Origin of the sequence: Pseudoalteromonas sp. 10-33, from assembly GCF_001469195.1 — a bacterium.
Lineage (GTDB): Bacteria > Pseudomonadota > Gammaproteobacteria > Enterobacterales > Alteromonadaceae > Pseudoalteromonas.
Window position 1 is genome coordinate 1 of record NZ_LOFI01000002.1, and the last position, 17,007, is coordinate 17,007.

General features: G+C 39.5%; 14 protein-coding genes. All 14 read right to left on the bottom strand.

Annotation, left to right across the window (positions count from 1 at the left end; all coding sequences use genetic code 11):
* Positions 1–713: 713 nt before the first annotated feature.
* The 14 genes from ATS76_RS03410 to gmd all read right to left on the bottom strand — a co-directional run bounded on the left by ATS76_RS03410 (position 714) and on the right by gmd (position 16,977).
* Positions 714–1,439, bottom strand: a complete 726-nt coding sequence (locus tag ATS76_RS03410) for a VpsP family polysaccharide biosynthesis protein (protein ID WP_058551062.1) — start codon at positions 1,437–1,439, stop codon at positions 714–716.
* Positions 1,432–2,184 (bottom strand): tyrosine-protein phosphatase, encoded by a 753-nt coding sequence (locus ATS76_RS03415; protein WP_058551063.1) that lies wholly within the window; start codon positions 2,182–2,184, stop codon positions 1,432–1,434. The genes ATS76_RS03410 and ATS76_RS03415 overlap by 8 nt, the downstream gene beginning before the upstream one ends.
* A 12-nt stretch (positions 2,185–2,196) precedes the next feature.
* The gene (locus ATS76_RS03420) at positions 2,197–4,395 is read right to left on the bottom strand and encodes a GumC family protein (protein WP_058551064.1); all 2,199 of its coding nucleotides are present in this window, start codon (positions 4,393–4,395) and stop codon (positions 2,197–2,199) included.
* A 22-nt stretch (positions 4,396–4,417) separates the two neighbouring features.
* Entirely contained in the window at positions 4,418–4,942 is a 525-nt protein-coding gene (locus tag ATS76_RS03425) for a polysaccharide biosynthesis/export family protein (protein WP_058551065.1), read from the bottom strand.
* On the bottom strand, positions 4,942–6,156 hold the full coding sequence (locus ATS76_RS03430; protein WP_058551066.1) for an outer membrane beta-barrel protein: 1,215 nt from the start codon (positions 6,154–6,156) through the stop codon (positions 4,942–4,944). Before ATS76_RS03430 ends, ATS76_RS03425 begins: the two co-directional genes overlap by 1 nt.
* Positions 6,140–7,543, bottom strand: a complete 1,404-nt coding sequence (locus ATS76_RS03435; protein WP_058551067.1) for an undecaprenyl-phosphate glucose phosphotransferase — start codon at positions 7,541–7,543, stop codon at positions 6,140–6,142. Before ATS76_RS03435 ends, ATS76_RS03430 begins: the two co-directional genes overlap by 17 nt.
* Before the next feature lie 199 nt (positions 7,544–7,742).
* Positions 7,743–8,702 (bottom strand): hypothetical protein, encoded by a 960-nt coding sequence (locus ATS76_RS03440; protein ID WP_058551068.1) that lies wholly within the window; start codon positions 8,700–8,702, stop codon positions 7,743–7,745.
* Between the two features lie 21 nt (positions 8,703–8,723).
* Entirely contained in the window at positions 8,724–9,362 is a 639-nt protein-coding gene (cysC, locus tag ATS76_RS03445) for an adenylyl-sulfate kinase (RefSeq protein ID WP_058551069.1), read from the bottom strand.
* 46 nt (positions 9,363–9,408) lie between these two features.
* On the bottom strand, positions 9,409–11,142 hold the full coding sequence (locus tag ATS76_RS03450) for an SLC13 family permease (protein ID WP_058551070.1): 1,734 nt from the start codon (positions 11,140–11,142) through the stop codon (positions 9,409–9,411).
* A gap of 334 nt (positions 11,143–11,476) precedes the next feature.
* Positions 11,477–12,895 (bottom strand): phosphomannomutase, encoded by a 1,419-nt coding sequence (locus ATS76_RS03455; RefSeq protein WP_058551071.1) that lies wholly within the window; start codon positions 12,893–12,895, stop codon positions 11,477–11,479.
* A 24-nt stretch (positions 12,896–12,919) separates the two neighbouring features.
* On the bottom strand, positions 12,920–14,326 hold the full coding sequence (locus tag ATS76_RS03460; RefSeq protein ID WP_058551072.1) for a mannose-1-phosphate guanylyltransferase/mannose-6-phosphate isomerase: 1,407 nt from the start codon (positions 14,324–14,326) through the stop codon (positions 12,920–12,922).
* A gap of 19 nt (positions 14,327–14,345) precedes the next feature.
* Entirely contained in the window at positions 14,346–14,831 is a 486-nt protein-coding gene (locus ATS76_RS03465; protein WP_058551073.1) for a GDP-mannose mannosyl hydrolase, read from the bottom strand.
* A 9-nt stretch (positions 14,832–14,840) separates the two neighbouring features.
* A complete protein-coding gene (gene fcl, locus ATS76_RS03470; protein WP_058551074.1) occupies positions 14,841–15,800 on the bottom strand; it encodes a GDP-L-fucose synthase in 960 nt (319 codons plus the stop codon).
* A gap of 55 nt (positions 15,801–15,855) precedes the next feature.
* On the bottom strand, positions 15,856–16,977 hold the full coding sequence (gmd, locus tag ATS76_RS03475; RefSeq protein ID WP_058551075.1) for a GDP-mannose 4,6-dehydratase: 1,122 nt from the start codon (positions 16,975–16,977) through the stop codon (positions 15,856–15,858).
* Positions 16,978–17,007: the final 30 nt, after the last annotated feature.

Genomic DNA, 17,007 nt, shown 5'->3' on the forward strand with positions numbered 1-17,007 from the left:
TTCTCTGTGTAACGCGCAGCGCCTCGGTGTTCTCTGTGGTCATATTTTTATAAATAACAAGAAGCAACGCTTTTACATTTGATTAATTGAAAGTGATCATGTCACCACCGAGAAGCAAAGGAGAAGACAAGGAGTAGTAATTTAAGGGCTGGTAAATAATTTGGATTTAACTATGTTTATCTCTGTGTAGCGCGCAGCGCCTCGGTGTGCTCGGTGGTTATATTTTATTTATAAATAACAAGAAGCTACGCTTCAACGTGAGCAAGCAAAACGTCTACAAAATAAAGCCTAACTTTACACCGTAGACGCGCAGCTTGCTGGCGTTTAAAAGCAACGCTTTTACATTTGATTAATTGAAAGTGATTTAATGGACGGTAAATACTTATTAATTTAACTATGTTTATCTCTGTGTAGCGCGCAGCGCCTCGGTGTGCTCGGTGGTAGTATTATATTTGTACCCTGTGCTTTAAAGAAATGACGAATAAAGTTATTAAACAGCTTGGCTAGTGTCTTCTCATTTACTCCTCATTTGCTTCTCTTTGTGCAAATAATCTTTTAAAAAGAAGCTGCGCTTCTAACGTGAGCAAGCAAAACGTCTACAAGTAAATACAAGCAATTTCGCTCTAATCTCGTGGGTATGGTTTTAGATCTAATAACTGTAATCTGACATCTGAAACCTAATATCTAAAACCTAACATCTTTCCCTAAAAAACCTATTTACACTGTTTTTTGAACATCCAACTGGTTCTGACGGGATCAAAATGAGCGCCAAATTTAAGCGATAAACACAAAATAGGTAAAGCATCTACCTGCTTAGCAATGTCGAACGCGCGTGAAAACTTATGGCCGTGTTTAGCGGCTAACTTAAGCTCGTTAACATATAACGCTTTATATTTTGGAGAGAGTTGTTGCCAGTTCATTAGCGCTATTTCTATTACACCTAAATGAACATCTATTTTATACGGGCCAACGCGTTTAGCGTGTTCAATATATTCAAACACACGATCGGTTGGCCCTTCTTGGTAACTCACTACCTTAGCCAACGCAACCCATGTTTCGGCCCAGGTTTGCCTATATTTAACCGACTCAAGTAACCGAGCCTCAGCCTGTTTTAACACACGTAAATTGTGCGCTATTGCATCATCTGTATTTGCTGGGTTTAATTGCAGCAACTTAACATGCGCAAAAACCTCATGGTAATGAGGGTGTGTAGGATCAAGCTCACTCGCAAGGCTAATAGCGCTTTGCGCAAGCTCAATATTTAACGTGTTATCAGCTTGGCTATTTAGCCCCTGCAGCGTATTTTTAGCATTAAAAAACCACGCATTCGCGCGCATACTATTAATACTGCTTACACATACACCCACAGTAATTAGCGCAAGTACAATTACCTGCGCCATTTTAATCGCTTTGTGTGGTTTGGCCGCAGTATCACTCATTAACCGCACCATCATCTGTACCACTAAACAAACTTTGAGTTAAACGAAGTGGGTTTGAATAAAACAAAGCCTGTGCTTGCTCAGGCCCTATTAAATCGCTAACAATGCTTTTTGCCTTACTTAAAATAGGCGGCCTACGTTTAACCGAATGAGCATCACTTGCAACGTAAGTCACTAACCCATTTTTAAGCATATCAAGGCTAATAGCTTGCGCGTGTTCGCCCCACTCGCCTTCAATGCTTGAAGCCGTTAACTGAAACTCACAACCCAATTGCTTTAAACGCTCTATGTAAAAAGGCTTAGCTTGTATATCGCGGTTACGCTCTGGGTGCGGAATAATAGTTTTAATATTTTGCTTAGCCAACCAACTAATAAACTTGTCAAACCCTTGTGGCACGTGCGAATGCGGTAACTCAAGCAACACGTAATTAGCGCCATTTACATTACCAATAAACGGCAATTTTTTGCTCATTACCAAGGTCATTAGCTCTACATCTAGCCTAACCTCTGCGGCTACTGCTAGCTGTATATTAATGTTTGCATCATGCGCGGCGTGTTTTAAATTAGCTAGGTCGTCGTAAATATGCGAAGCCGCATTATTAAAGCGGCCTAAGTGAATATGCGGGGTAGCTACCATATGGGTTATACCATCGGCTTGTGCCATGGTTAAAAGCGCTAAAGAATCGTTCAAGTCTTTAGCGCCATCGTCAAGCCCAGGTAATATGTGGGAATGTATATCTATCATAATAACCGTTAATTACGACTGTTCAGATTTTTGAGTGTAATCGTAATAGTCGTAGTAGCCATAATTATGTTCTTCTTTCGACTTAGTTATATCTACTTGGTTAACAACAACCCCAGCAATATGCGCTTTAGATTCAAACAAACGTTCAATGCCCGCTTTAATAGGCTTAATGCGTGTTAAATCGGCTTTAACAACATAAATAACCGAATCGGTATTTTGCGCAATAACTAATGCATCACTCACCGCTTGGGTAGGTGGTGTATCAATAATTATATGGTCGTAGGTTTGTTTTAAGCTTACCAGTAACTCATTAAATTGGTTGCTCGAAAGCAGCTCTAACGGGTTACCCGGTATTTGCCCACTTGGCATAATAGTCACGCCCGACTGCTCGTCAATATGAATACATTCGCTTAATTGTTCAGTACCCACAATTAGATTACTTAACCCTGGGTGAAATACCGGTATATCAAAGCGTTTAGCAATACTGGGTTTACGTAAATCGCCATCAATTAACAATACTTTACCCATTTGCGCAAGCGACATCGCTAAGTTGGTCGACGTAGTTGTTTTACCCTCACCCGGCGAGCTAGACGTAACCGCAATAACTTTGTGCTCGCGGTCGAGCTGGGTTAACAATAAACTGGTACGAAACGTACGTACCGACTCCGCAAAACGCCTATAATGCTCGTCAAAATAGGCATGAATACCAAATACACTATTTTTAGGCACTTTAACAAACGGTAAAATGCCCAACATACGTTGCGCTAGTTTGTTTTCAACGTCGTTTTTATTTTTAATAGTGTCGTTAAGTGCATCAAACACAAAGCTCATTACCACAGCAAAACCAAAACTTGCCACAAACGCCAAAACCACAATAAGTTTTTTGTTTGGTTTACTTGGATCTTTTGGTGCGTATGCGCGGTCGGTAAAGCGTGCCGCTGCCGAGCTAAAGTCGCTTGTTACTTCGGTTTCGCGTGAGCGCGATAAAAACGTATTAAATATATTACGGTTAGTTTCAACTTCGCGTTTAAGCTGGTTGTAGGCGGTTTCTTTACGCGTTATTTCTTGGTATTCAGCGCGTATTTTAACTAAGTCGGCCTCAAGCGCACTAACGGTGCGCGTAATACGGTTTAGCTCTTTTTCTATGCCGGTAATCAGGCCTTTAATTTGCTTATTTAAGTTACTTTTAACCGTAGCAAGTTCCGCCTTTGCCGATATTATTTTAGGGTGCTTAGGGCCGTAAACTTCGCTCAGTTCACTTACTTTACGCTCTACTAAAATAACTTCGCGTTTTACATCTTGCACCACTTTGTGCGATGTAATTTCGGGCATGCTGCCCAGTAAATCTAAATTATTATTACCGTATTCACTTATTACACGGTTAATACTTTGTAGGTTATTTTTTTCGGTGCGGGCAGTTACTAATTGCTCAGACGTTTGCTCTAGCTCTTGGGTTACTAAACCCGCAATACCTTCAATATCTACCAGTTTTTGTGCTTCACGGTAGGCTTGCAGTTTTTCTTCAGAGCCGTCAAGTTGCACACGTAACTGAAACAAACGCGTATTTAACCAGCTAGACGCTTGCTGAGTAATGCCCATTTTGGCACGCATTTGGCTTTCTATGTAAACCTCACCCACGGTATTAGCCACTAAAGCAGCAAGTTTTGGGTCGCTCGACTCAAAACTAACATTTACTAATTGAGTATTACGAATAGGCGAAACCGTTAACCTACTTTTAAAAGCCACAAGCAAGCCAAGCATTTGTAAGTCTTGTATTTCTTGATCAGTAAGCTGTTGCTGATCTGCTTTATTTAAAAAAGGAAATAACCCTTTTACAAAACCAGTGGCCTCACCAATAAAAGAAGGTTTTGGGATAAAATCGGTATGGGCTTTTAAATCGAGCTTAGTTATTACCTCACGGGCAATACTGTCCGACTTAATAACTTCAAACTGGGTAAGGTAGTATTCTTTTTTAGATGAGTCGAGCCCGTAAACTTCGTCAAAGCTTACTGCTTTGCTTTGCTCGGCCTCAATTAACAATGTAGCGGTTGCGGTATAACGCGGTATTAGCGTTAAAGTTACCATTATAGTTAATAAGGTAACTACTAATGCAAAACTTAAAATACGCCATTTATTACGTTTTATAACAGTTAAGTAAGCACTTAAATCTATTACTTCTTCGCTTTGTGGGTTTTCGTTTATTTGGTTCATTTATTACTGCCCTAACAATTGCTTAAAACAAGCGCTGTTCTATTTTTATGGTATCGCCTGCTGCAATTTGGCTATTTAAATTACCTTTTTGTTGCTGCTGCTTAGTTTGCTCTTTAAAAATATATATTTTATCAAGCGATGCGCGCTCGGTTAAACCACCGGCCAGTGCGACTGCTTGGTTTACTGTCATGGCGGGTTGGTAGGGGTAAGCGCCAGGGCTTTTAACTTCACCATGTATGTAAAACGGGCGGTATTCAGTAACTTGTACATAAACGTTAGGGTTTACTAGGTAGTCGGGCTTTAACCCTAGGGTAATTAAGTTTTCAACTTGCGTTGTACTTAAACCGGCCAATTTAATTTTACCTAAAAACGGGTAACTTACTTCTCCGCTGTTACCTAGTAACGCAGTAACCTCTAGGTCGGGCTGGCCAAATACTTTTATTTCAACCTTATCGCCCGCGCCTAAAACGTAATCTTGCGCAGCATGCGCAAGATCACCCATTACTAAATTTATAAATAAACCAGTAATAAAAATACTAAATTTCATTAATTAGCCTTTAGTGCAAATGTAAAGTTAATACCTACAACCATGCGGTCAAACTTTAGTGCGTCTTGCGTTGAGTCTTTATCAATAAAGTCAACATAGGTCGAAACCATACCAAAGCTGTTTGTGGTATAGCTTACTGCAAAGCTAGCATTGCTGGTTTTATCTTTACGGCCAATTTCACCTACGTATTTTTCGTCGGTGTACGACAGGCCAGCACTGGTGCTTAGCTGGTCGTTCCAATCGTGTGTCCACGTTGCACGGTATACACTTTCACGAATGTAATCGCCTTCAACTAGTGGGTCTTTTGCGGCGCGGCTAGTAGTAAAATCAACAAACGAGTAACTAAGTGGTTGCCACGTAACGCCTGCTTCCCAACTAAGTCCGCTAAAGTTTTCACGCTGCTCTGCGGCAAAGTCCTTTTTTTGGTAACCTAATTTAACCGAGCCCGATGTAAGTGCAGTTGCATCCCACTCCATACCAAACAATACTCTTACGTCGTCTGAGTCACGGCTAATGCCATTAGCGTCTATTACGTCGTAACGGTAGTCTTCTTGTTTTAGCTCTAAAAAGGTACGTGTAGCGGCTTGCGTATTGTAGTAACCAACAATACCAAGGGTTGTTCTGTCGTAGTCACGAAATTGCGAAATAGCTCTAAAGTTTTGGTATTTTTTATTAAAAACTCCCCCCATTAAAGCCACTTGTGCTTTTGAGCTTTCGGCGCCAAATTCGTAGCGGCCATTTAAGCTTTGTTGTTGGTATTCAACCAGTTCGTTTACGGCATCGCCTAGGCCTTCGGTTAAACCGCTACCACGTGGCTCAAACAACCAATCGGCTGTGGCGTTAAAGTCAAGCCTGTGCTTACTGGTAAATTCGTTATGAGTAGCCGCACTTAAATTAACTTGGGTAAAGTTATCGGCGCTGTCTTTATTGTGTATGCTAGTGCTGGTTGTAACGTTAAAGTTATAGTAGTTAACACCGTCTTCTATTAGTGCATCAACATTTGGCGCTATAGTCCAAATTAAACGCGACTCTTCGTCGGTTGGGGTGCTAAAAAAGTTATCGTTACTGCTAATACCCGTAGTTAACGTAGGCGTTATTTGCGCGCCATCTTTGGTCATTACACTGCCTGGGTTTAGTTCAGCCAAGGCAGGCGAAGCCACTGTTATACCAGCTACTAAAAGTAAACCTTTAACGGGGTTAGTAAGCGTTTGCATTTTTAAATCCCTTAAATATTGTTAAAAAAATAATTTTTATGTCAAACCATAACGACCAGTGCTTAATGTAATGTAAATCGTACTCTACACGTTTGGTCATTTTGTTTAAGGTGTCGGTTTCGCCCCGCCACCCATTAATTTGTGCCCAGCCAGTAATACCCGGCTTTGCTTTGTGCCTAAACATATAAAAGTCGACCTTTTTACGGTATTCCTCGTTATGGGCTACCGCATGCGGGCGTGGCCCCACAATCGACATATCACCTTTTAATACATTTATAAATTGGGGTAGCTCGTCTAAGCTAGTACGGCGTAAAAAACCACCTAAGGGTGTTACACGTGCATCATTTTTAGTCGCCTGTGTAACAATATGGCTATTTTCGGTCACGCTCATAGAGCGGAACTTCCATACTTTAATTTTTTTGCCATCAAGCCCGTAGCGGTCTTGCTTAAATATAACAGGCCCTTTTGACGTTATTTTTACAGCCGCAGCAATAACCACTAAAAGTGGCGAAATAAGTAATAAAATAAGGCTGGCTACTATTATGTCTTCGGTGCGTTTAATAAATTCGTGCGCGCCAATAAAGGGCGATTCAAACACGCTTAATGTGTCTACCTCGCCAACGTGTTCTATGCGCGCATGTATAAGGTTCGAGAGCAAAAAGTCGGGGATTATATGTACATCTACCGTGGTGTCGCCCAACTGTTTTAAAATATCGGCAATGCGCTTTTCGGCCTTTAATGGTAATGCAATATATAGTATGTCTATCTCGCCGGCCTTAGCGGCATCAACAGCTGTTTGTATACTACCTTCAACACTATCAATAGCCAGTTTATCGCTTAGGCGCTCTGGCTTGCGGTCATCAAAAAAGCCTTTAAATTTAAATCCTAGCTCGTCGTTGTTATCTATTTCGGTAAATAAGTACGCGCCACTTTCGGTAGCACCTACAATGGCCACGTTACGTAAGTTCATACCTAGCTTACGGCGGTTACGTTTGTATAAAAACACTGTTAAGCGCCATGCATATAAAAACAGCGTGCTACATAAAAACCAAACGCCTAAACCAATGCGCGAATAGGTTTCGGTAAATTTAAACATAAACGAAATAACAAACAGGCATAAAAACGCAATAGTTAACGAGCCCCATGCACACAACACCATGCTTCTAAACTTACCCGCTCGCCACGAACGATAAGCCGAAAACAATTCGGCGCAATACATGTAAGCCACAGCAACAAAAAGTACCGCAACTAAGTAAGCAGTATTAAAGGTAAATGAATAAATAAGGGATGAAAGCTGAAACGCTAAAAACAGACAAAGTAAATCAAACAATCGATAAAAATTGGCATCAGAAGAGCCCGAAGGCTTAAACGTCCTTGAAGTAACCACACTAAAGTCCCTCTAGTTTTGTATAAATTTGTAAACATTAAGCTATCGTTAATATAAAGCATTAGTCAGTTATATTCAATAAAAATAAGCCAAAACACCTAGCTAATTAGTATTAAAAAACAAAGGTGCTTTTAACTTATTAAATTAATTAACAAAAACAAAAAATAAATTTATATTTAAAATATGTGAATTTTTATTCTTATTTATCATAAAAATAGTTAAGCACTTCTATAAATACATCTACATCTGCTTTGGCTAACTTATTAATTCCTGCAGCAGCCTTACGCCCGCCACCCGTGGCAAACTTACAACAAACCTCATCGGCACCCGTTCTATTATTAAGCGGTGCACGAACACTAACCAAATAACTACCATCTTCGTTTAATGTTAAAACGGCATGTGCTTTGGCTGGGTTTTTGTTCGCAAGCTCGTTGCCGTAAACGCCACTTATTCGCCTAGCCCATGCCGTACAAGGTAAAATATATACTTCACAAATATCATTACAAATATAAGGCGAAATAGCCGCAACGTTTGCATAATCTGCTTGGTACGCAGATTGTAATTTATAAAAAACCGAGTTTTTATTTATTAGTAAACTAAAAGGGTCACTTGTATAACGTAATACACAAAATAAAGTAGCTGGTTCTATATGCAAATCGTTAAGCGATGCCCCATACCCATTGTAATTAATTAAGGTACCGAGTTCGTTTAAAAACGATTTTTGCTGCTCATCAAGGTTATATTTGTCTGCAAGCTTATTGGCTGTCGCTATTAAGTTATCACCATAAGCAGCAGCGATAGCCCAGTTTATGTATGTGTTGCCAAGCATTTCACTAATTAACAAGCTGGTACATACTTCAGAAGATGTGTCGACTAACGTGGTTAAATAATCTGATTTAGGAACAACCCCCGCTCTATGGTGATCACAATAAAATACAGTAACACCTTTGTTTAAAATGCTTGTTAAGGCATCAGTATTTTTTTCCATTGAAATATCAAGTGCGTTTACATGAGTCGCATCTTTTAAATCAACGTGTTTCAGTAAACTATTATCACGCTTAACACCTGTTATTAATTTACTTTCTACGGGGTTACTTAAACGCAATTGAATTAAAGCAATAATGCCATCGGCATCGCCATTAAATACATCGTAAATCATTTATTAAATCCTAACTTATAATTATTGAAAATATCCGTTTTGCTTTAAATAATTTATAATTTGCAACGCACAATCTTCAACAGAACATTCAGCTGTTTTAATAACTATGTCTGCATTTTGTGGAGCTTCATAGGTAGAGTCTATGCCTGTAAAATTTTTTATTTCACCCGTTTTAACTTTTGCATAAAGCCCTTTAGGGTCACGCTGTGCGCATATACCAAGCGGTGTATCTATAAAAACTTCTATAAACTCACCTTGGTTGAGCTTTTTAGCAATCATTTCTCTATCAGATTTAAACGGTGAAATAAAAGCAGAACACACCAATAAACCTGCATCTACAAAAAGCTTTGCAACCTCACCAATTCGTCTTATATTTTCTATTCGATCGGCATCAGAAAACGTTAAATCGCCATTTAATCCATGGCGAATATTATCTCCATCAAGCACATACGTTTTGCATCCACCGTCATGTAACATTTTATCGACAGCATTAGCAATGGTCGACTTACCTGAGCCACTTAAACCAGTAAACCAAAGTACAGCAGGTCTATGTTTATTACTTTTAACTCTATCTTCGTGGCTAACGCTAGCTTGGTGCCAAACAACATCTGATGATTTTTCAGTTTCTGAGTCTACTGTTTTATATGGACTTTGTGTCATTTAATGTCTCTTATAGTTAAATTTATAATTATGTTATGAGGCACTATTAAAACCCGTACACACTGGGTATTACATAAATAGCTGTAGTGCAATAAACGAGTGAAACAGGCAATCCAAATTTAAAATAATCTTTTATTTGGTATTGCCCAGCTGAATACACCATTAAATTTGTTTGATACCCAAATGGCGATAAAAAACTAGCACTTGCACCAAATGCTACAGCCATAATAAACGGCATTGGATCGGCATTAAAATGGTTAGCTAAAGTCAGCCCAATAGGAAAAACTAAAGCGGCGGCTGCGTTATTGGTAATTAATTCGGTTAAAAGTACCGTAGTAATAAACAGTACAACAAACGCGCCAAACACATCATAATCACTACTTATTACGAGTATTATTTCGCTAATATATGCAGCTAACCCAGAACTTTGCATTGCATGTGCAACAGTTATAGCGCTGCCAACAATAATGACAATTTCGAAGGGTAAACGACGCCTAATTTCTGCAATTGATAGTGCGCCAACCGCTAAATAAAACCCCAATAAAACTAATAAAGACTTTAATAAGCTTATTGCACCAACAGCAGCCACGCCCAAAGCTAAAACAAAGCCAGCAACAACCAATTTAGATAACCCAGAAGAAAGCTGACCACTGCCCAGCTCTTCATTTAAAACAATAAAATTCTTTTTTAAATTATTTCTATATTTAAAATCTTTACCTACGGCCAATAATAAGGCATCACCAGGTTTTAACTTTATTTTACCAAGGCCACCCGTTACTTTTTGGCCCCCTCTTCTAACGCCAATAACCGTAGCGTTAAACAATGACCTAAAATTACTTTGCTTGATTGTTTTACCGCTAATGCGAGCGTCAGCCGTAACAACAGCTTGAACAAGGTTGTTACTTATGTTTGCTAAGTCATCATTTAATATTTTTAAACCATCAAACCTATTAAGGGTTGTTAAGTCGTTAACGTCGCCCGCAAACATTAACTTATCGTTTGCTTGTATTTGAAAGTTTGGATCTACAGGGGTTATTAGTTTGTCATTCCGTATAACTTCAGCCAAAAACAACGCGTCTAAGTTTCTAAAACCATTTTCTAAAACCGTTTTATTGATTAACGAAGAATTAGCACCCACTTTCGCTTCTATAAAATATTCATTATTTTCTAGTATATCGGGCTTATTTGTCGGTAATAGGTAGTACGCAGCAGGAATCATCACAGCTAAGCCAGCAACAAGTACAATTAAAGCAATGGGCGTAGTAGAAAACATACTTAGCGTATTTAAACCGGCAGTTTCAACAAAACCAGCCACTATTAAGTTTGTAGAAGTACCCACTAGTGTAAGCGTACCACCAACAATACACGCATACGATAAAGGCAATAATAAGTGGCTGGGTGTTAACTTTTTATTTTGGTTTATACTGGCCATAACAGTAGAAACCACCGCGGTATTATTGGTAAAACCTGATGCAACACTGCAACTTACGCATAACTTAATTAAATTTATTATTTTGTTTTCGCCAAAAAACTTTTGGCCAAAGCTTTTTATAAATGTCGTTTTTTCAATTGCAAAGCTGCAAATTATAAGAAGTAGTAAAGTAACTAGTGCACTATTAATAAAGCCACTTAAAAATACATTTTGTGTCACACTACCGGTTAAAAATAGCACTCCACTTGTGAGTGAAAACACGATCATAGGCTTAATTTTAAATATAATTAAGCCTATTAGTAATGCAACTAAAACTAAACCAACCCATAAAGGGCTATTAAAAAACACAAATGTATCCTTACAAATAATTAAACAAAGTGAGCTTTATGCTATTTTCTAAATATATTAAGAGTTTTAAACAAAAGACTCATTAACCCAAAGTTTACTTTGTTCAAATCTATGCCAGCCTCCGCACCCACTAGCTTAATAAACAAAATAGGCATACCTAGTTTTATCAGTGTTCCAAAAGGGATATTAGTGCAAGTGAAAAGAGTATATAACCGGAATCATCAGCACTAAAAAAACGCGCAAGGTCAAAAGTTACTAAAAAACTTGCAGAAGCACCAAATCCCCTTACAAAAAAGCTTTTAGTGTTTTCAAACACTTTACTTTCACATCAAAATTAGAGCTCTTCAATTCTTGTTAAAGTATTTAAAACAAGGTTATCAGCCTTTGCTACTGTCGATGCTTCAGCATAGCACCTCAACTCTGGTGCATTTCCTGAAGGGCGTAAATGAACGATCGTCCCATCAACAAAAGATATTCTCAAACCATCGGTCTCATCCATATCAATTACATCAGCTTCGAAGCCTAAGCCTGGAAGCAATCGTTCAGGATGCTGCGCGATATCTCTAATTAGGTCTAAACTTTTATGAATTGCATAGTCTTTAATTCGGTCACTTGAAGCAAACCTACTAGGTAAACTATTAACCATTTCGCTAATGCTGGTTACGTTTAACTGACTAAGTAATATGATTGCAGGCAATATTGCATCGCGTGTAGGTAATGGTTTTATTATCTTACCATTTAATGTCACTTCACTTGCTAGCAAATAGCCACCATTAGCTTCAAAACCTGCAACGACACTATACTTTTTACATAATACCTCAAGTCCCGCAATGACATATGGCGAACCAATTTTTGTACGCTCAATATGCTTAAAGAGACCTGACTTTTCGATTGCTGTGTTACAGCTCACTGGTGTTGCTAAGGCTTCTATTTTTAGAATTTTAGAGCACAATAAACCCAAAATATCACCGCGCAGCCACTCTCCATTTTCATCCGATAATAAAGGCCTGTCACCATCGCCATCGGTCGAAAATAACGCATCGAGTTTGTATTCTTTAACCCAATCCTTCGCTTTTTGTTTGTCTGCATCAGATACTGCCTCAGTATCAATGGGAACAAAACTATCACTTCGCCCTAATGTAACAACTTCCGCGCCAAGGTTTTCAAATATTTCACCATAAAGATCACGACCTGCACTTGAGTGTTCATATATACCAATGCGTTTTCCAGATAACGTTTTTTTATCAAATGCTTCTGTATTCCTAGTAATATAAATTTGCTTTGCATCTAATAAAATTTTTAACTCTGGTAAAAGCTCTAAGGGTATAGGTAAAACAGGTGCTTTTATTTTTAAAATAGCAGTTTCATCTGCTTTTGTAATTTCCCCACCTGAACGGTAAAATTTAAGGCCGTTGCGATCAAATGGAATGTGGCTACCTGTGACCATAATGCATGGCATTTCTTGCTGCATCGAATGAAAGGCTAGTGCTGGTGTTGGAATAACACCATAAAACTTAGTTTCAATATCGAGCTGCTTTAGTCCTACACTAATCGCTTGAGCCATCTTATAACTGCTAGGGCGGTTATCAATTGCAACAGCAATTGTCTTTAAATCCTGTTCTTTTTTTAAAACAGAGGCAAACGCAATCGCGAAAGCTGCACATACCTCTATAGTAAAATCACTAACGAGTCCCCTAGCACCGCTAGTACCAAATTCTATCCCGCTTTGTTCAATAATAACCGAACTATCCATAGTACCCTCTAATATACAAATTTATTAAGATCGACCGTAACGATCTTCAAAACGAACAATGTCGTCTTCACCTAAGTAAGAGCCCGACTGAACCTCTATTAGCTCTAGATCTACTTTGCCTGGATTTTCGAGCGCATGTACGGCAGTAATAGGTATATAAACCGATTCGTTCTCGGTTAAATATTGCTCTTGCCCATCTAAATGTACTTTGGCAGTACCCGAAACCACAATCCAGTGCTCAGCACGGTGGTGGTGCATTTGTACCGACAACTTGGCACCCGGTTTAACCGTAATACGCTTAACCTGAAAACGCTCACCACAATCAACCGAGTCGTATTTACCCCAAGGGCGATATACTTCACGATGAAACTTAACCTCTGGGCGTTGCTCATTTTTAAGCTGTTGTACAATGGCTTTTACTTTTTGCGATTCGTTTTTATGAGCAACGAGTACGGCGTCTTTGGTGTTTACAATAACCAGGTTTTCAACACCTACGGTGGCAACCAGCTTGTCTTCGCCAAACACTAAAGTATTTTTAGTATCAACCGCTTTTACATCACCTTTAAACGCATTGCCGTTAGTATCGTGTTGCGATACTTCCCATAATGCTTCAAAACCGCCTACGTCATTCCAACCGGCATCCATAGGTACTACAACCGCGTCTTTTGTGTGTTCCATTACTGCGTAATCAATCGACTCGTCGGGGCACTGTTCAAATGCGGCTTTGTCTACTCGTACAAAATCCATGTCGTCGTTTTGTACTTGCATGGCTTGTTCGCACGCGTTGTAAATATCGGGCCTGAATGCTTTTAGCTCTTGCAAATAACGGCTTGCTTTAAATAAAAACATACCGCTGTTCCAGAAGTAATCACCACTTTCAATGTATGTTTTAGCGGTGGCTAAATCGGGTTTTTCAACAAAGCGTTCAACCACAAAACCTGCTTGATATTGTTCGCCACGTTTAATGTAGCCATAACCAGTTTCGGGTTTGTTGCCCACAATACCAAAAGTAACTAATTTACCCTGCTCAGCAAGTGCGGCTGCTTGGCTTACGCTATTTACAAATGCAGGTGTATTTTCAATTACATGGTCGGCAGCCAATACAAGTAATAGCGGGTCTTGCTTGTTTTCAACGGCTTTAAATGCAGCTAATGCAATAGCTGGTGCGGTATTACGCCCTACTGGCTCTAAAAAAATACCCGAATGCTCAACATTTAATTGCCTTACTTGCTCAGCAGCTATAAAGCGGTGCTCTTCATTACAAATAAGCATGGCGGGTTTATGCTCAATACCGTTTAAACGGCTAATGGTTTGCTGCAGCATTGTATGGTTAGAGCCATCTAGCGCTAAAAACTGTTTTGGGTAATTACCACGCGAAAGCGGCCATAAACGTGTTCCAGAGCCACCGGCCATAATAACAGGTAAAATCATAATTATTCCTTTGTATATTTTACAGTTTGCAATCACTGCTATTGTTGCTTAATGACTCAAAATACCATTTAGTATGTTTATGTACTGCGGTGTCGTTAAGTAAATCGTTAATTTCAAACCATTTGTAACCATTATGCTGTACATCCATTGGTAGGTTACTAAGGGGTTGTGTTAGTTTTATAGCAAACGAAATAGCCACATAATGGGTAGTAAATTCGTTACCAAATACATTGTCGTCGTAAAAATGGTCATATGGGCCCTGCAACGTTGCTTGTTCAATAGCAAACTCAGTGCCTAGCTCATCAAGCGTTAAGCGTTTAAATGCATTAGCTAAGCTTTCGTTTTTTAAAATTCGCCCGCCAGGTACAAACCAAAACCCTTTTGCTGGGCGGTTTAATCGCTGCCCTAAAAGAGCTTGCCCATCTGGGTTAATTACCACTAAATCAATAGACACAAGCGGGCTACTTTTTATAACCGTGCTAAACGTTTGTTTATCTAAAAACATGTAACAACCTTATTTTCTAAAGTTGTTTTGGTTAGCTAAAAACCAATCGTAAGTGCTAGCTAAACCTTGTTTAAGGTCAATACTGTATTGCCAACCTAGGTCTTTTAAGCGCGATACATCCATTAACTTACGCGGTGCGCCATCGGGCTTGGTTGCATCAAACTCAATAGTGCCCGTAAAGCCCACTACTTGAGCTACGGTTTCAACTAATTCACGTATAGTGCAATCTACGCCTGTACCCACGTTTATATGGCTTAGCATGTCTTGCGTGTTGGCTTGGTAGGTTTCGTTATTTAGGTTCATAACGTAAATAGAGGCTGCTGCCATGTCGTCTACGTGTAAAAACTCACGCATAGGCTTACCCGAGCCCCACGCAATTACTTTGCTGTCGCCATTTAGCTTTGCTTCGTGAAAGCGGCGTAACAATGCAGGTATTACATGAGAGTTTTCAGGATGAAAATTATCGTTTTCACCATATAAATTAGTTGGCATTACCGAGCGGTAATTACGGCCATATTGGCGGTTGTACGACTCGCACATTTTAATACCGGCAATTTTAGCAATAGCATAAGGCTCGTTAGTTGGCTCTAACGTACCTGTAAGTAAAGCCTGTTCGGTCATAGGTTGTGTGGCAAGTTTTGGGTAAATGCACGACGAACCTAAAAACAATAAATCGTTAACGCCTGCTAAGTGTGCGCTGTGTATTATATTGTTTTGTATAGTTAGGTTTTGGTAAATAAATTCGGCTGGGTAGGTATTGTTAGCAACAATACCGCCTACTTTAGCCGCCGCTAAATATACTTGGTCAATATTATTGGTTTCAAAAAAATGTTTAACCGCTGCCTGATCAAGTAAATTTAATTCGCTACGGTCTTGAGTAATTACATTTAAGTTGGGGTTTAACGCTAACTGGCGAACAATAGCCGAGCCCACCATGCCTTTATGGCCCGCTACAAAAATAGTTTTCATAATAAATCCATGTAAAGTGTGCTGCACACATAGGTGCAGCATTAATACTTAAATGTTACTCAACACTTACGCTAATGTTGTAACCATGCGTTTTTAAAATAGCGTGTTGTTTAGCTTTACCTAAATCGTTTTGTACCATTTCGGCACACATTTCTTCTACTGTGATCTCTGGCTGCCAACCTAGTTTAGCTTTTGCTTTAGAAGGGTCGCCTAGTAGTGTTTCAACCTCCGCTGGGCGGAAATAACGCGGGTCAACTTTTACTATTACATCGCCTACTTTAAGTGCTGCGGCGTTATCGCCTTCAATTGCCGCTACTGTTGCTATTTCGTCAACGCCTTCGCCACTAAACTCAAGAGTTACACCTAGCTCTTTAGCCGACAAACGCACAAAGTCGCGTACCGAAATTTGTTTACCAGTGGCAATAACAAAGTCTTCGGCAACATCTTGTTGTAGCATCATCCATTGCATACGTACGTAATCTTTAGCATGACCCCAATCACGTAGTGCGTCCATGTTGCCTAGGTATAGGCATTTCTCTAACCCTTGTGAAATATTGGCAAGGGCGCGGGTAATTTTGCGCGTAACAAAGGTTTCACCACGGCGAGGCGACTCATGGTTAAACAAAATACCATTACAAGCATACATACCGTACGACTCACGGTAGTTTACTACAATCCAGTAAGCGTACATTTTTGCAACTGCATAAGGTGAACGCGGGTGAAACGGTGTTGTTTCTTTTTGTGGTATTTCTTGTACTTCACCGTACAGCTCAGAGGTAGACGCCTGATAAAACTTGGTTTTTTTCTCAAGCCCTAAAAAGCGAATAGCCTCAAGCAAACGTAATGTGCCCATTGCATCTACATCGGCAGTGTATTCTGGCGCTTCAAAACTAACGGCTACATGGCTTTGTGCGCCTAAGTTATATACTTCGTCTGGCTGAACTTCTTTTAAAATACGCGTAAGGTTAGACGTATCGGTTAAATCGCCGTAATGCAGAAAAAACTGTGGGTTAGTTTCGTGGCGATCTTGGTAAATATGATCCACTCGCTCTGTATTAAAGCTCGATGCACGGCGTTTAATACCATGTACTTCGTAACCTTTTTCAAGTAACAACTCAGCTAAGTAAGAGCCATCTTGGCCTGTAACACCGGTTATTAACGCAACTTTTTTTGACATGTCATTTCCTTTTAAATTTTCTAAGCTGTT

Coding starts and splice junctions, on each gene's coding strand:
- ATS76_RS03410 (WP_058551062.1), bottom strand. CDS start 1,439: ATGAGTGATACTGCGGCCAAACCACACAAAGCGATTAAAATGGCGCAG.
- ATS76_RS03415 (WP_058551063.1), bottom strand. CDS start 2,184: ATGATAGATATACATTCCCACATATTACCTGGGCTTGACGATGGCGCT.
- ATS76_RS03420 (WP_058551064.1), bottom strand. CDS start 4,395: ATGAACCAAATAAACGAAAACCCACAAAGCGAAGAAGTAATAGATTTA.
- ATS76_RS03425 (WP_058551065.1), bottom strand. CDS start 4,942: ATGAAATTTAGTATTTTTATTACTGGTTTATTTATAAATTTAGTAATG.
- ATS76_RS03430 (WP_058551066.1), bottom strand. CDS start 6,156: ATGCAAACGCTTACTAACCCCGTTAAAGGTTTACTTTTAGTAGCTGGT.
- ATS76_RS03440 (WP_058551068.1), bottom strand. CDS start 8,702: ATGATTTACGATGTATTTAATGGCGATGCCGATGGCATTATTGCTTTA.
- cysC (WP_058551069.1), bottom strand. CDS start 9,362: ATGACACAAAGTCCATATAAAACAGTAGACTCAGAAACTGAAAAATCA.
- ATS76_RS03455 (WP_058551071.1), bottom strand. CDS start 12,895: ATGGATAGTTCGGTTATTATTGAACAAAGCGGGATAGAATTTGGTACT.
- ATS76_RS03460 (WP_058551072.1), bottom strand. CDS start 14,326: ATGATTTTACCTGTTATTATGGCCGGTGGCTCTGGAACACGTTTATGG.
- ATS76_RS03465 (WP_058551073.1), bottom strand. CDS start 14,831: ATGTTTTTAGATAAACAAACGTTTAGCACGGTTATAAAAAGTAGCCCG.
- fcl (WP_058551074.1), bottom strand. CDS start 15,800: ATGAAAACTATTTTTGTAGCGGGCCATAAAGGCATGGTGGGCTCGGCT.
- gmd (WP_058551075.1), bottom strand. CDS start 16,977: ATGTCAAAAAAAGTTGCGTTAATAACCGGTGTTACAGGCCAAGATGGC.